Below are 15,295 nucleotides of genomic sequence, written 5' to 3' on the forward strand. Positions count from 1 at the left end.
CGGGGGTCAGCGCTCCAGCGGGACCTCGATCAGCTGGCGCCCGGTCACCGGCGACGTCAGCACCTGGTCGAGCTCGGAGCGCGTCGTGACGCGGTGATACTCCCACCCGTACGCTCGCGCGAGCTGCTCCAGCTGCACGGCATGGGGCGTGTAGAGCACGCGATCCATGACCTCGGGGTCGGCGACGGCCGCCACTTCGAGGGCGTCGAAGATCGTGCCGCCGCCGTCGTTGCCGACGAGCACCTGGATGCGCGGCTGCTCCTCGTGCGGCGGCAGCAGCAGCGCGCCGACGTCGTGCAGCAGCGCCAGGTCGCCCAGCAGCACGCGGGTCACCCCGGGTCGGCCGTCGCTCTGGCTCGCGAGGGCGATGCCGAGCGCCGTTGCGACGGTGCCGTCGATGCCCGCAAGGCCGCGATTGGCGTGCACCGGAACCTTCTTGCCGGGCAGGAGTGCGTCGGCGACCCGGACGAGCCGCGACGAGCCGAACACCAGGCGATCGTGCGGCCAGGTCGCTCGCCACACCGCGTCGACCAGGCCGGCCCGGTCGAGCGGAGCGCGGATCACCTCGAGCTCTGCCGCGATGGCACCGAGGCGCTCTTGTGGAACGGCAGAAGCAAGGCCATCGGCGTCGGGGGCGGGCGGTGCGAGGCCGACGGAAGCCGCGCGCGATGCCTGAACCCAGGCTCCGAGCCACGCGCGGTCGGCGTCGCCGGACGCGACGGCGACCGTGTCGGCCGCGACGGTGGCGCCGTTGAGATTGAGGGGCTCGCCCGTGCCGCGGAGTGCGACGATCTCGACTGCGGGGTCAGACAGCAGTGCGGACGATTCGCGGCTGAGCGTCGGGTGCCCGAGCACCACGACACGCTCGATCCGGCCGCCGAGGTCGGGATCCGACAACAGCGCGCGGTAGCCGTGCACCAGGTTGCGGCCGAACCGTGCGCCGCTGACGATCTCGGCGATGAGGGGCCATCCTCCGGCGTGCGCGAGCGCCTCGGCATCCGGTCCTGCGTCCGCTCCCGCGAGCACGACCGTACGGGGTCCTCGGACGAGCACGAACGGGTCCTCGGGTTCGGCAGGCACGTCGGCCTCGCCGATCCCGCCCCCGCCCTGGTACAGCGCACCGGACGCCTCGTCCTCGGAAGGCGCGTCGGCGGGCGCTGCATCGGGGTCGTGGTGGACGACCGTCCCCAGCTCGGCCGACGGCACGCCGAGCCACGACGGCAGCGCGCCCGACAGCGGCTCGCGGTAGGGCAGGTTCAGGTGGACGGGGCCTGCCGAGCGCACCCCGGCGCCGAGCGACGCGGCGACGGCCTCGTCGGCGACTGACCGCAGCATGGCGCTGTGCTCACCGCATCCGTCGCCGTCCGTCTGGTCGGGCACCGGAAGGTCGGCTTCGAACCGCACGGTGGGGGCGAACATGCCCGGCTGCCGCGTGGTCTGGTTCGCGCCGACGCCACGCAGCTCGGGTGGTCTGTCGGCGGTCAGGAGGAGCAGCGGGACGGCGGCGTGATGTGCCTCGAGCGCGGCCGGCAGCAGGTTGGCGACGGCGGTGCCCGACGTGCAGATCACGGCTGCCGGCATCCGTGTTTCCCGCCCGATGCCGAGCGCCGTGAACCCCGCGACGCGCTCGTCGACACGGATGTGCAGACGGATGTCGCCGCGGCGCTCGAGCTCCGCGGCGACGAGTGCAAGAGCCTGCGACCGTGACCCGGGGCTCAGCACGACGTGTCGCACGCCGAGTTCGACGAGGCGGCCCAGCAATGCCGCGGCAGCGTCCGTCGCGGGGGCCGGAGCGAGAGCCATGACGGGCGCGCCGGCGGGATCGGTCGCGCCGGCGGCGCCTTTCGGCTCCGTCACGTCAGCCGACGGCTCCGCGCTGACCCCGCGTGTCGTCCTCGCCGTCGGCGGGATGCGACGGGGGCTTCGGCGCGGGAGGCGTGCCGGAGTCTGCGGCCGGAGCGTCGAGGGCGGATCCCTCCGACGCGGCGGCGGCAGGACCATCGGATGCCGCGGGTCGGGCCGGCGGCTGGAACCGGGGGTCGTCGTCTTCGGAGTCGAGCTGCGCGAGCTCTTCCTCGAGACGGCGGATCCGCTCGTCCTGGTCGCTGATGCTGCCGATGCGTCCGAGGAACTCGGGGTCGTCGTCCGGAGCCTTGCGCTGCGCGATCATGGACTTGCGCGTGCGTCCGACGACGAGCCACAGGATGCCGCCGAGGACCGGCAGCAGCACGACGATGAGGATCCAGATGCCCTTGCTCACCCCACGGTGCCGGGTGGGCGGCTGGACGGCGCAGTCGACGATGGTGAACACCCAGAAGACGGCCGCCACCAGGGCCAGTATCAGCAGTCCCCTCGCCATGACCCCATCCTAGGCGGGCGGCGCGGCACACGGGTGCCCCGGGCGGTCTCGTGATCGAACCGTCGCCGTGGCCGACGCGGGCGAACGTAGGATTGTCGGGTGAAAGCGCGCTCGGCCATCGTCTACACGGTTCTGCGGCTGCTGGCGTTCCTGGTCCCGTTCGGCATCCTCATGCTGTTCCCGGTGATGCGGGAGTTCTACTGGCTCGCGGCGATCTTCGCCGCGCTCATCGGGCTGAGCCTCTCGCTGCTGTTCCTGCGAAAGCCGCTCGACGACGTCACCGCGGGCCTGGCAGAGCGCCGGGCTCAGGCGCGTGCCACCGCCAGTGACGAGACCGTCGAGGATGCCGCGGCCGACGCCGCGACCACCGACCGGCCCGATCGCTCCTGACCCGCCCCGGCTCGCGGCATCCGTCAGCGCTCTTCTTCCGGTGCCGGCACCCCGGCTTAGCACGCGAACACCGGACGAGGTTGAGAAACCGCACGTCGGTTGAGAAATCCTGCGTGCGATGGTTCGTCAACCTACGCGTGGTTTCTCAACCTCAAGCGGGTGCCGAACGTCGCGCGGCCACAGCGCGTCGAGCCGGCGCGGAGCCGGGCGCCGCGGCGCGGCGAGATCAGCCGATGAACGCCCACAGGAGGAACGCGCCGAAGGCCACCGACGTGAGCGAGGTGAGGCCGAGCGCGACGACGAGTTCACGCGGCTGCCGGTAGGTCCACACGATGAGGATCGCGGGCAGCCCCGCGAGCAGCGCGAACAGCGTCAGCCAGGCGATGGGGTAGAACAGCGCGAGGAACACGGCGATCCCGAACGGCGCCAGCACGAAGAGCGTGAACAGCCACCGCGTCGCTGTGCGGCCGATGAGCACGGTGAGCGTGCGCTTGCCAGCCGCGCGGTCCTGGTCGATGTCGCGCAGGTTGTTCGCCAGCAGCACGGCACATGCGAGGAGCCCCGCGCCGACCGCCCCGAACCACGCCTCTTGCGGCAGCGCGAGCGCCTGCACCCACGTGGTGCCGAGGGTGGCGACCAGTCCGAAGAAGACGAACACGAACAGCTCGCCCAGCCCGTAGTACCCGTAGGGACGCTTGCCGCCGGTGTAGAACCACGCTGCGAGGATCGCCACCGCACCGACGGCGATGAGCCACCACTGCTGCGTACGGATTGTGATCGCCAGGCCCGCGAGGGCGGCGATGGCGAAGAACGCGAGGGCCACAAGCAGCACCGTGCGCGGCTTGGCTTTACGCGATGCCGTGAGCCGGGCCGGGCCCACCCGGTGGTCGTCGGTTCCCCGGATGCCGTCGCTGTAGTCGTTGGCGTAGTTCACACCGATCTGCAGCGCCACCGAGACGATGAGGCAGAACAGGGCGATCACCCAGTGGAAGGCGTCGACCACCAGCATCGCGGCCCCCGTGCCGATGAGGATCGGGGTGATCGCGAGAGGAAGGGTGCGCAGCCGTGCCGCGCCGATCCAATCCCGCGCGGTCGCCTTCTCGACGCGCGCGGGGTCGCCCGAAACCCGCGGCTTCTGAGGATTGCCGCGCGCCGCCTGCTTCTTCGGAGTCGGACGCTTGCGCTTCTTGCTGGAGGTGCCTGCCACGAGAGCACATCCTAAGACCCCCGGCTCTGTTCCGTCGGCTGCTCCGCCCCGCGCGCCGGCGCAAGGGGCTGTGACCGACGACGGATGCCGCACACAATGGCGGCATGTTGAGCATCGGATCGATCGTGCTGACCGTGGAAGACATCCAACGCGCCGGGAACTTCTGGCGAGCGGCGCTGGGGTACGTGAACCGGCGTGAGCCGAGCGAGGACTGGGTGATCCTCGACCCGCCCAGCAAGGCGCACTGGCGCGACCCCGGCACCAGCCTCGCGCTCTCAGTCACCGGGTACCCGCAGCACTACCCGCCCCGCATCCACCTCGACCTGTACGCCGACGATCAGGCCGCTGAGATCGAGCGGCTGCTGAGCCTCGGTGCCCGCGAGGTCGACTGGCACGGCTACCCGCCGGACGCCGACTGGATCGTGCTCGAAGACACCGAAGGCAACCGGTTCTGCGTCGTCGACGTGGGCGCCGACGATCCCGACCGCGAGGAGTGATGCGGGTCAGTGCAACGCGAGCACCGCGCGGCGGATCGCCTCGCGGTCGGGTTTGCCCGAGGGCAGCGTCGCGAGCTCGTCGACGAGGATCAGGCGGGTCGGGCGTGCGTGCCCGCCGATCTCGGCCTTCACGGCGTCGCGGGCCTCTTCCAGCTGCACCGATTCGCTGCGGCGCAGGGCCTCACCGCGGGACGCGACGATGACGGATGCCTCGCCCCAGCGCTCGTCGGGGATCCCCACCACCACGGCAAGATCGAGCCCCGGCACGGCCCGCACGATGCGCTCCACCCGGTCGAGCGAGACGTTCATCCCGCCCGAGACGATGACGTTGTCGAGGCGTCCGCGCACGCGCAGCACGCCGTCCTCGAGGAGCCCCGCGTCGCCGGTGCGGTACCACCGCGTGCCGTCGTGGTCCCGGAGGAATGCGGCTGGGCCCACGCGGCCGGAGGCTCCGCTCGACGCGCCAGCGGCGAGTGGAGGGGCCGTGGGGACCGTCCTCTCGGCATCGCCGAGGTAGCCGTCGGCCAGCACCGGGCCGGCGACCTGCACCTCGCCGCGCTCGATCCGCAGGCGCACGCCGCGCAGGGGCACTCCGTCGTAGACGCAGCCGCCGCTGGTCTCGGTCGAGCCGTAGGTGCGCACGATGCGGGCTCCCGCGGCCTCGGCGCGCTCGAGCGTCGCCGGCGGGAGTGCCTGACCGCCGACCAGGATCGTCTCGAAAGAGCGCAACGCCGCCAGCACCGCGCTGTCGTGCTCGGCCGCATCGAGCAGTCTCGACAGCTGAGCCGGCACCAGCGACGTGAAGCTCGGCACGCGATTCCCGCCCTCGGACGAGGCCATCATCAACGCCGCCGCGGCGAATGCCTCCGGTGTGAAGGCGCCCGAGAGGACGGCCGGCTCTCGGTCGGCGACGAGCGAGCGCACGAGCACCTGCAGTCCCGCGACGTAGCTCGCCGGAAGCGCCAGCAGCCACGCGCCGTCGCCGATGCGATCAGCGGTGGCCAGGGCTCCGGCGGTGAGAGCGTCGCGGCTGAGGACGACGCTCTTGGGGATGCCGGTGGATCCCGACGTCGTCACCACGACCGCCGTGCCCGCGCGGACTTCGTCGGGCAGGTCGCCGACCATGCCGAGTGCGAGCGCAGGGCCCGCACCGTGCAGCGCACCGCGCAGCCCCCGCAGGATCTCGCGGGGGTCGTCGCCGGCGACGGGTTGAAGCTTCATGGCGTCAGTACTGCCAGGGGTACGGCGACCAGTCGGGATCGCGCTTCTCGAGGAAGGCATCACGCCCCTCGACTGCTTCGTCGGTGCCGTAGGCGAGGCGCGTCGCCTCCCCGGCGAACACCTGCTGGCCGACGAGCCCGTCGTCGACGGCGTTGAACGCGAACTTCAGCATGCGGATGGCCGTCGGCGACTTGGTCAGGATCGTACGGGCCATCGCGACAGCCTCGCGCTCGAGATCGGCGTGGGGCACGACACGGTTGACGGCGCCCATCTCGTACGCGCGCTGCGCCGAGTACTCCTCGGCGAGGAAGAACACCTCGCGCGCGAACTTCTGCCCGATCTGGCGGGCGAAGTAGGCCGAGCCGTAGCCGGCGTCGAACGAGCCCACGTCGGCGTCAGTCTGTTTGAACCGGCCGTGCTCGGCGCTGGCGACGCTGAGGTCGCACACGACATGCAGCGAGTGCCCTCCCCCGGCGGCCCAGCCGGGGATCACGGCGATCACGACCTTGGGCATGAAGCGGATCAGGCGTTGCACCTCGAGGATGTGCAGACGACCGGCGCGCGCGGGGTCTGCGACAGCAGCAGCGTCGTCGGAGTACTTGTACCCGTCGCGGCCGCGGATGCGCTGATCGCCGCCGGAGCAGAACGCCCAGCCGCCGTCCTTCGGGCTCGGGCCGTTGCCGGTGAGCAGCACCACGCCGATGCGCGGGTCCTGGCGGGCGAGGTCGAGCGCCCGGTACAGCTCGTCCACGGTGTGCGGGCGGAACGCGTTGCGCACCTCGGGCCTGTCGAACGCGATGCGGGCGATACGTCCGTCCGTCGAGACGTGCGCGGTGATGTCGGTGTAGCCATCCTCGGGCTGTCCGGGCGCGGGGGTCCACTCGGATTCGTCGAACAGCTCCGATACGCTCACCCGGCCAGCCTACGGCGGCGCGACCCACAGCGTCATCTGGCCGGGCGTGCGACCGCGCGCGCCCTACCCTGTAGCGGTGACCTCGACTCTTCGCGCGCTGGCCGCGGCCGCGGCATCCGTCGCCCTCGTCTTCACGCTCGCCGCGTGCGCCGGCGGCGCCCCCGAGCCCGCGCCGACCGAGACTCCTGCAGGTGAGACGAGCGTGTCGATCACAACGCAGACCGCGTGCGACGGCGACGAGGGCGTGACGCTGGTCGTGGACGCGACCGCGCTCGAGGGCGGCGAGCCGCAGGAACGCTGCCTCATCACCGAGGAGGCCGTCACCGCCGGCGATGCCCTCACCCTCGCCGGCGTCGAGACCGAGGGCACCGAGGAGTACGGCGACCAGGTCGTATGCCGCGTCGACGGACTGCCTGCCGAGGACGAGGCGCTCACCGCCGAAGACGGCTCGGACTACTTCGAGACGTGCCAGGCGATGCCGGCCGCATTCGCGTACTGGTCGCTGTGGGCGCGGCCCGCCGGTGGCGAGTGGGCGTACGCGCAGGAGGGTCTGCCGACCCTGCAGCTCGAGCCGGGCGACGCGGTCGGGCTGCTGTTCACCCTCCACGGTCAGCCCGCCGCACCGACGTCGTGACATGACTTTCCGGCCCGGCCCCGTGCGCGCCGCGGTGGTGCTCGCCACCGGGTTCGTGGTGGTTCGGGTGCTCTACCGCGTCCTGTTCCACGGCGCAGACGGCACCGGCGCAGTGCTCCTGCCGCTGCCCGAGCTGCGACTGCCGGCGCCGTTCGCACACGTGGTGCTGTTCGGCCCCGTCACGGCCGACGGCCTGGTGGATGCCGCGGCGAGCGCCCTGCCCATCGCGCTCGGCATCGTCGTGTTCGGCGTGCTCAACGCGCTCGTCGACGTCGCCCGCATCCTCGCGCGCGCGTCGCGCCGCGGACCCCTGCGCGGCGTTGCACGGGCCCTGGCGATCGCGTGGGCGACGCTCCCCTCGCTCGCCGATGCGGCGCGATCGGTCCGGTTCGCCCAGCGCCTGCGGGGCGAGCGCGGCGGCGCCCGGATGCTGCTGCCGCTGCTGCAGCGCACCCTCGAACGCGCCGGCGCAGTCGCCGCGGCCCTCGAGCTGCGAGGCTTCGCGGCCTCACGGCTTTCCGCCGAGAACGTGCCTTCGAGCCCGAGCAGGTGGGTTCCGCCCCGAGAAGGTGCGCACCTTCTCGCGACGGGGGGCACCTTCTCGACGGGGGAAGCACCTTCTCGCGGCAGGGGGAACCTGCTGGCGGAGGCCGGTGCAGAAGGGACTGAGGTCGTCGAGGTCCGCGACGCCGAGATCGGGTTCGGAACGGTACCGGATGCCGGGGGCCGCGGCATCCGCATCGATTCCCTGTCGCTGCGAGCAGGCACGCTCACCGTTCTGTCGGGAGCCACGGGTTCGGGCAAGTCGACGCTGCTGCGGGCGCTGGCGGGACTGCACACCCACGTGGACGCTGGCTGGAGCCGGGGGCTGGTCCGCGTGACGGGTCGAGACCGTGCCGCGGTGCCCCCGCGCGACCTCGCACAGCAGGTCGGCGTCGTGCTGCAGCATCCGCGCGAGGCGTTCGCAACCGAGCGCGTCCGGGATGAGATCGCGCTCTCGCTCGAACTGCGGGGCGTCGCGCGGATGATCGTCCAGGGTCGCGTCGAGGCGGTCGCCCAGCGCGTCGGCATCACACGACTGCTCGACCGGCCGACGGGCGGATTATCGGCCGGCGAGGCGACACTCGTCGCGCTCGCGGCGGCGATTGCCGACGACCCGATCCTGCTGCTGGTGGACGAGCCTCTCGCCGATCTCGACGCCGACGTGCGCGTGCGCGTCTCACGCCTGCTGCGAGCGCTCGCCGATGAGGCGGGGATGTGTGTCGTGGTCGCCGAGCATCGGATCGAACCGCTCCGTGCGCTTGCCGACGCCGAGCTGCGGATCGCCGGCGGCGCGGTGGTGTCGGTCGTCTCGGGCACGGAGCTGCGGGTCGAGCGCACCTCCGACCGCGCGGCGCTCCCCCTGAGCCGTTTCCGGCCGGCGGCGGGCGACCGCGACGGCGGGGCAGTCGGCGGCGGGCCGATCGCGCTGCGGGCGATCGACGTGACGGTGCGGCACCGCGACACTCTCGCGGTCGATCGGGCGTCGCTCGAACTCCGCGCCGGCGAGATGGTGGCGCTCGTCGGCGCGAACGGCGCCGGCAAGTCGAGCCTGCTCGCGGCTCTCGCGCTGCCCCGCCGCGGCACGCGGGTCGAGTGCGCGGGGCGCGCCGCGCTGGTTCCGGATGCCTCGGACGACCTCTTCGTGTACGACACGGCCGCCGCGGAATGCCGCCGCGCCGACCGGCGGGCTCGCCGATCGGCGCGATCCTCGGTGCAGCCGACGGCGACAGAGGAGCGATGGGCGGGGTTCCTCGGGCTCGACCCCGGCGGCACCGCGTTCGCGGAGCGCCTGGCGCAGCATCCGCGTGATCTGTCGGTCGGCGAGCGGCGCTGCCTCGCCCTCGCGATCCAGCTCGCGCGCAACCCCGCCGTGCTGATGGTCGACGAACCGACCCGCGGACTGGATCCGGCGGCCCGCGCGCTCGTGTGGACGGCGCTTGCATCGCTCGCATTGCAAGGCACCGCGGTGCTGTTCGCGTCGCACGAGCCGGAGGCTGCCGCCGTCGCGGACCGCACGCTCGTCATGCGCGCGGGCGTCCTCGCGCCGGGTGAGGCCGACGCCTCCGCTGTGCACTCGTCCGTGGTTCCCGTCGACGAGGCATTCCGGATGCGCCCCGGACGTGCCGTGACTCCGGATGAATCCGCCCGGCGCCCGCGCGAATCCGCGCCTCGCTTCCTCGCGACCACCGCCTCTCAGGAGTACCGCACCGCCCACGCGCGATGGGGTCTGCTCCTCCCCGTCGTCGCACTCGTCACCGCGAACCTCGTCGCGCTCGCCGCGTTCTGCTGGCCCCTGCTCGCGACGGCGGTTCCCGCGCAGGCCTCCGCCGCCGTGCCGGTCGCGGCCCTGGCCCTCGCGCCGCTCGCCGCGCTCGTGGTGTTCGCGACGCTCGACGGCTCGGTGCGCTCGGCCCACATGCTCGCCCTCCTCGGCACCCTCGCCGCGATCGGCGCGGCCGTGCGCGTCGCAAGCACCGGCGTCGGCGGCGTGGAGGCCGTCTTCATCCTCTTGATCCTCGCCGGGCGCGCGTTCGGGGCACGGTTCGGGCTGCTCCTCGGCATGGCGACGATCGCCCTGTCGACCGCGGTCACGGGCACCTTCGGCCCGTGGACGCCGTTCCAGATGTTCGCGTGCGCATGGGTCGGCGCGGGGGCGGGCCTGCTGCCCCGCCGCCTCGGACCGGCGGCCGAGATCGCGCTGCTCAGCGCCTACGGGGTCGCCGCGTCCTACGCCTTCGGGTTGCTCATGAACCTGTGGTTCTGGCCGTTCGCGGTCGGGTACGGAACCGGGATCTCATACGACGGCGCGGCACCCCTCGGTACCAACATCGCGAGCTTCCTGCTCTACTCGCTCGTCACCTCGACCGTCACATGGGACACCCTCCGCGCGATCACCTCGGTCATCGGCATCCTGGTCATCGGCCGCCCCGTGCTTGCCGCACTCCGCCGCGCCAAGCCGCTGCGGGCTGGCAAGCAGCCGCGCCGCACGCTGGCTCCCCAGCAGGTCGGCGCCCTACAGTGACGAACGAGCCGACGCGGAAAGGCATCATGACGACCCCGGCTCCCGCGCCGCTGATCGGGCACTACATGCCTGAGATCCATTCCCTCGCGAAGCGGGGGCTTCTGTGGGCGGTGCTCTATGGTCTCTTCGCACGAGGCAGCGCGGGCGGATGCCTCTCCCCTGCACAGAATCAGGTGATGTCACGGGCACAGGACTTATCCGCCCGGATCGTCCTGCCCCGGTGAAATCCCCTGATCTCGTGTCGTGAGCCCCGAGCGCGTCAGACCGAGAAGTACTTTGCCTCGGGGTGGTGGAAGACGAACGCGTCGGTGGACTGTTCGGGATGCAGCTGCAGCTCCTCGCTGAGTTCGACGCCCATGCGCTCGGGGCGCAGCAGCTCCACGACCTTGCGGCGGTCGTCCATGTCGGGGCATGCCGGGTAGCCGAGCGAGAAGCGGGCGCCGCGGTACTCGAGCTTGAACAGGCCGGCCGTCTCGGTGGGGTCCTCGCCCGCGAAGCCGAGCTCGGAGCGGATGCGGGCGTGCCAGAACTCGGCGAGCGCCTCGGTCAGCTGCATCACGAGGCCGTTGAGCTCGTAGTAGTCGCGGTACTTGTCCTCGACGAACAGCTTGGCAGTCACCGAGTCGATGCGCGCTCCAGCGGTCACCAACTGCACCGGCAGGACGTCGACGGCGCCTGACTCCCGCGAGCGCACGAAGTCGGCGAGGCACAGGTGCCGGTCGCGGCGCTGACGCGGGAAGTGGAACCGCAGCCGGTCCGACCCGACAGCACCCCCGGACCCCGTGTCGGGCGCGAGCAGCCCCGGCACACCGAGCACCCCGGACGGGTCGTCGCCGTGGTGCAGCACCACGACGTCATCGCCCTCCGACACCACGGGGAAGTACCCGTACGCCACCGAGGCGTCCAGCATGCCCTCGCCGAGGATCCGGTCGAGCCAGTAGCGCAGCCGCGGGCGGCCCTCGGTCTCGACGAGCTCTTCGTATGAGGCACCGTCCGCGCTGCGGCCGGGCTTGAGTCCCCACTGCCCCATGAAGGTGGCGCGCTCATCGAGGAAGGCGGCGTAGTCGTGCAGCGCGATGCCGCGGACGATGCGCGTGCCCCAGAACGGCGGCGCCGGGATCGGATTGTCGGATGCCACGTCCGAACGCGCCGGCATGGCTTCGGGCTCGGTCAGCGTGAGCTTGGATCCCGCTGCATGCCGGCGCTTCTTCAACGCCGGCAGGCCGACGGAGCCCGGATCGGCGCCGCGCGCGATCTTGACCAGCGGCTCCATGAGGGCGAGCCCCTCGAACGCGTCGCGCGCGTAGCGGACCTCGCCGCCGAAAAATCCGGCGAGGTCGTCCTCGACGTAGGCGCGGGTGAGCGCGGCGCCCCCGAGGATGACCGGCCACTTCTTGGCGAGGCCCCGGGACTGAAGCTCCTCGAGGTTCTCCTTCATCACGACCGTCGACTTCACGAGCAGCCCCGACATGCCGATGACGTCCGCGTCGTGCTCCTCGGCGGCGGCGATGATGTCGGCGATCGGCTGCTTGATGCCGAGGTTGATCACGTCGTAGCCGTTGTTGGTCAGGATGATGTCGACGAGGTTCTTGCCGATGTCGTGAACGTCGCCGCGCACGGTGGCCAGCACGATGCGACCCTTGCCCGAGGCATCCGCCTTCTCCAGATGAGGTTCGAGCAGGGCGACGGCGGTCTTCATGACCTCGGCCGACTGCAGCACGAACGGCAGCTGCATCTCGCCCGCGCCGAAGCGCTCGCCGACGACTTTCATGCCCTCGAGCAGATGCTCGTTGATGATCTGCAGCGGGGTCAGCCCTTCGGCACGCGCGAGGTCGAGGTCGGGCTCGAGGCCCTTGCCCTCGCCGTCGATGATGCGACGCTCGAGCCGCTCCCCCAGCGGCAGCGCCGCGAGCTCGGCCGAACGCTGATTGCGCAGCGCCGCGGTGTCGACGCCGGCGAAGAGATCGAGTATCCGCTCCAGCGGGTCGTAGATGACGTTTCCGTCGGCGTCGTACTCGCGCCGGTCCCACACGAGGTCGAGCGCGACCTTGCGCTGCTCGTCCGACAGCGACGCCAGCGGCACGATCTTGGCGGCGTCGATGATCCCCGAGGTGAGGCCCGCCTCGACGGCCTCGTGCAGGAAGGCCGAGTTGAGCACGCTGCGCGCGGCGGGGTTGAGTCCGAACGAGACGTTGGAGACTCCGAGAGTCGTCTGGATGCCCGGGTACTTCCGCGAGATCTCGCGGATCGCCTCGATCGTCTCGATGGCGTCGCGGCGCGTCTCCTCCTGGCCCGTCGCGATCGGGAACGTCAGGCAGTCGACGATGATGTCGCTCACCCGCATGCCCCAGTCGCCCACGAGCTCGTCGACGAGGCGCGACGCGATGCGCACCTTGCCCTCGGCGGTGCGCGCCTGGCCCTCCTCGTCGATGGTCAGCGCGATGACGGCGGTGCCGTGCTCCTTCACGAGCGGCATGATGCGGCCGAATCGGGATGCCGGGCCGTCGCCGTCCTCGTAGTTCACCGAGTTGACGACGGGGCGCCCGCCGATGAGCTCGAGGCCCGCACTGATGACGGCGGGCTCGGTCGAATCGACGACGAGCGGGAGGGTCGACGCCGACGCGAAGCGCGAGACCACCTCGCGGATGTCGGCGACGCCGTCGCGCCCGACGTAGTCGATGCACACGTCGAGCAGGTGCGCGCCGACACGGATCTGGTCGCGCGCGATCTCGACGCAGTCGTCCCACCGCTCCTCGAGCATCGCCTCCCGGAAAGCCCTCGACCCGTTGGCGTTGGTGCGCTCGCCGATGGCGAGGTACGAGGCGTCCTGGTGGAACGACACGTGCTGGTACAGCGACGCGATACCGGGGTCAGCGGTGATGGAGCGAGCCAGGGAGGCGCGAGACGAAACTCCCCGGGCACCCGCGGCATGCTCGAGGCGTTTCGTCTCGTCGCTGCGCTCCTCGCTCGACCGGAACGGACGGAGCCGCTCGACGACCGCGGCCAAGTGGTCGGGCGTGGTGCCGCAGCATCCGCCCACCAGTCCCAGGCCGAACTCGCGCACGAACTGCTCGTGCGCCGTCGCGAGCTCCGCCGGCGAGAGCGGATAGTGCGCGCCGTCGGCGGTGAGCACAGGCAGCCCGGCGTTGGGCATGCAGGCGATCGGCACGGCGGCATGCTTCGACAGGTGCCGCAGATGCTCGCTCATCTCGGTCGGACCGGTCGCGCAGTTCAGCCCGATCGCGTCGACGCCCAGCGGCTCGATCGCCGTCAGCGCGGCGCCGATCTCGCTGCCCATCAGCATGGTTCCGGTGGTCTCGACGGTCACCTCGACGAAGATCGGCAGACGGATGCCGCGGCTCACGATCGCCTGCTTGCAGCCGTTGACGGCGGCCTTGGTCTGCAGCAGGTCCTGCGACGTCTCGACGAGGAACGCGTCGGCTCCTCCGTCGATGAGACCTTCGGCTTGCAGCGCGAACGTGTGCTTGAGGTGGTCGTAGGTGGTGTGGCCGAGGCTCGGGAGCTTCGTGCCCGGACCCATCGACCCCAGCACCCACCGCATCCGTCCGTCCGCCGTCTCGGCTGCCTCCGCGCGCTGACGCGCGATGCGCGCGCCGGCTTCGGCGAGCTCCGAGATGAGGTCGTCGATGCCGTAGTCGTCGAGGTTCGACCAGTTCGCACCGAACGTGTTCGTCTCGACGGCGTCGACGCCGACGGCGAGGTATGCGTCGTGGATCGCCCCGACGACATCCGGCCGTGAGATGTTGAGGATCTCGTTGCAGCCCTCGAGGCCCCGGAAGTCGCCGTCGACCGACAGGTCGTACTGCTGCAGCATCGTGCCCATCGCACCGTCGGCGATCACGACGCGCTCCCGCACGGCATCCAGCAACCGCTGCGAGCGCTCCGGGCGCGGCACACCGTCGATGTCGAGGGCGAACCGGGGTGCGGGCGGGGCGGCGGTCACCCGCGCGAGTTTAGTGAGCCCCGGTCCGCGGCCACCCCGCGCTCGTCACAAAACGCCGCGCTGCGGCATCCGTCCCCTTCGCATCACACTTTCGCGCTTCAGGTGGCACGGCACGCGGGATCGATCCGGCGACTCCGCGTGTCGTGCCACCCGAACGACCCCACCTGCTCGGGTCAGGCGTTCTTGGCGTCGCGCCAGCGCAGCCACGAGCGGACCATGTCGTAGTCCCAGTCGGGGCCGTGGAAGGCCAGGGTGAACAGACGCACGCCGGCCGCGTACAGGTCGTCGGCGAAGTCCTCGCCGCGCTGGTGGAGCTCGTTCGAGATGACGAGGTCGGACGTGTCGCGCTGCTCGCGGTCGGCCCACCGCTCGATCACGTCGAGCTTGTGCGCCAGCTCGTCGGGCCGCACGAAGCTGTGCCAGATGTCGGCGTGACGGGCGACGAGGCGCAGCGTCTTCTGCTCACCCTTGCCCCCGATCATGACCGGGATCTCGCGGGTGGGTGCCGGGTTGAGCTTCTGCCACCGCGTCTCGATGCGCTCCAGCCCGGCCGCGAGGTCGTCGAGGCGCGACCCGGCGGTGCCGAACTCGTAGCCGTACTCCTCGTAGTCGCGGGCGAACCAGCCCGCCCCGGTCGCGAAGATGAAGCGGCCCTGGCCGCCGTTCTTCGCCGAGATGTGGTCGACTGTGCGGGCCATGTCGGCCTGCAGATCCGGGTTGCGGTAGCTGTTGCAGTTGACCAGAGCGCCGAACTCGACCCGCTCGGTCTGCTCGGCCCACGCCGCGAGCATGGTCCAGGACTCGAAGTGGAGTCCGTCGGGATCGCCCGACAGGGGGAAGAAGTGATCCCAGTTGAACAGGATGTCGACGCCCATGTCTTCGAGTCGGCGCACTGCGTCGCGGAAGGCCGGATACGGGGCGTGCTGGGGCTGCAGCTGCACGCCGAGGCGCACAGGAGTGTCGAGAAGCGGCATGCTGATCAGCCTAGGGGCGGCCGGAACACCGAGGCCGCGGAAGGTCCGTCGATGACGTCCCTCCCGCGGCCC

General features: G+C 71.5%; 11 protein-coding genes. 4 read left to right on the forward strand and 7 right to left on the reverse strand.

From position 1 onward, the window contains the following. Positions 1–6: 6 nt before the first annotated feature. A complete protein-coding gene (menD, locus tag ACLKM7_RS03845) occupies positions 7–1,803 on the reverse strand; it encodes a 2-succinyl-5-enolpyruvyl-6-hydroxy-3-cyclohexene-1-carboxylic-acid synthase (RefSeq protein WP_436445895.1) in 1,797 nt (598 codons plus the stop codon). A 55-nt stretch (positions 1,804–1,858) separates the two neighbouring features. Then, a complete protein-coding gene (locus ACLKM7_RS03850; RefSeq protein WP_436445837.1) occupies positions 1,859–2,359 on the reverse strand; it encodes a PLD nuclease N-terminal domain-containing protein in 501 nt (166 codons plus the stop codon). A gap of 99 nt (positions 2,360–2,458) precedes the next feature. Here ACLKM7_RS03850 and ACLKM7_RS03855 point away from each other — a divergent pair, with 99 nt between their 5' ends. Continuing rightward, positions 2,459–2,749, forward strand: a complete 291-nt coding sequence (locus ACLKM7_RS03855) for a DUF4229 domain-containing protein (RefSeq protein WP_436445838.1) — start codon at positions 2,459–2,461, stop codon at positions 2,747–2,749. Between the two features lie 226 nt (positions 2,750–2,975). Here ACLKM7_RS03855 and ACLKM7_RS03860 read toward each other — a convergent pair whose 3' ends face one another. Then, positions 2,976–3,956 carry a 1,4-dihydroxy-2-naphthoate polyprenyltransferase gene (locus ACLKM7_RS03860; RefSeq protein ID WP_436445839.1) on the reverse strand — a complete coding sequence of 327 codons (981 nt, stop codon included), beginning with the start codon at positions 3,954–3,956 and terminating at the stop codon, positions 2,976–2,978. Positions 3,957–4,060: 104 nt separating this feature from the next. Between ACLKM7_RS03860 and ACLKM7_RS03865 the strand changes: the two genes are divergently transcribed. Continuing rightward, positions 4,061–4,453, forward strand: a complete 393-nt coding sequence (locus tag ACLKM7_RS03865) for a VOC family protein (RefSeq protein ID WP_436445840.1) — start codon at positions 4,061–4,063, stop codon at positions 4,451–4,453. 6 nt (positions 4,454–4,459) lie between these two features. On the opposite strand, the gene ACLKM7_RS03870 is transcribed toward ACLKM7_RS03865, so the two are convergent. Both ACLKM7_RS03870 and ACLKM7_RS03875 read right to left on the reverse strand, forming a co-directional pair. Further along, positions 4,460–5,674, reverse strand: coding sequence for an AMP-binding protein (locus ACLKM7_RS03870; protein WP_436445841.1), 1,215 nt, complete (start codon positions 5,672–5,674; stop codon positions 4,460–4,462). Positions 5,675–5,678: 4 nt separating this feature from the next. After that, positions 5,679–6,587: a 1,4-dihydroxy-2-naphthoyl-CoA synthase gene (locus ACLKM7_RS03875; protein WP_436445842.1), complete on the reverse strand. Its 909-nt coding sequence runs from the start codon at positions 6,585–6,587 to the stop codon at positions 5,679–5,681. A gap of 76 nt (positions 6,588–6,663) precedes the next feature. Between ACLKM7_RS03875 and ACLKM7_RS03880 the strand changes: the two genes are divergently transcribed. Together ACLKM7_RS03880 and ACLKM7_RS03885 are read left to right on the forward strand one after the other, a co-directional pair. Further along, on the forward strand, positions 6,664–7,221 hold the full coding sequence (locus tag ACLKM7_RS03880; RefSeq protein ID WP_436445843.1) for a hypothetical protein: 558 nt from the start codon (positions 6,664–6,666) through the stop codon (positions 7,219–7,221). Between the two features lies 1 nt (position 7,222). Continuing rightward, the gene (locus ACLKM7_RS03885) at positions 7,223–10,285 is read left to right on the forward strand and encodes an ATP-binding cassette domain-containing protein (protein ID WP_436445844.1); all 3,063 of its coding nucleotides are present in this window, start codon (positions 7,223–7,225) and stop codon (positions 10,283–10,285) included. A gap of 259 nt (positions 10,286–10,544) precedes the next feature. Here ACLKM7_RS03885 and metH read toward each other — a convergent pair whose 3' ends face one another. Continuing rightward, positions 10,545–14,249 carry a methionine synthase gene (metH, locus tag ACLKM7_RS03890; protein ID WP_436445845.1) on the reverse strand — a complete coding sequence of 1,235 codons (3,705 nt, stop codon included), beginning with the start codon at positions 14,247–14,249 and terminating at the stop codon, positions 10,545–10,547. Positions 14,250–14,422: 173 nt separating this feature from the next. Continuing rightward, positions 14,423–15,223: an LLM class F420-dependent oxidoreductase gene (locus ACLKM7_RS03895; RefSeq protein ID WP_436445846.1), complete on the reverse strand. Its 801-nt coding sequence runs from the start codon at positions 15,221–15,223 to the stop codon at positions 14,423–14,425. Positions 15,224–15,295: the final 72 nt, after the last annotated feature.

The organism is Microbacterium sp. I2 (genome assembly GCF_051364985.1).
In the GTDB taxonomy this organism is placed as follows: domain Bacteria; phylum Actinomycetota; class Actinomycetes; order Actinomycetales; family Microbacteriaceae; genus Microbacterium.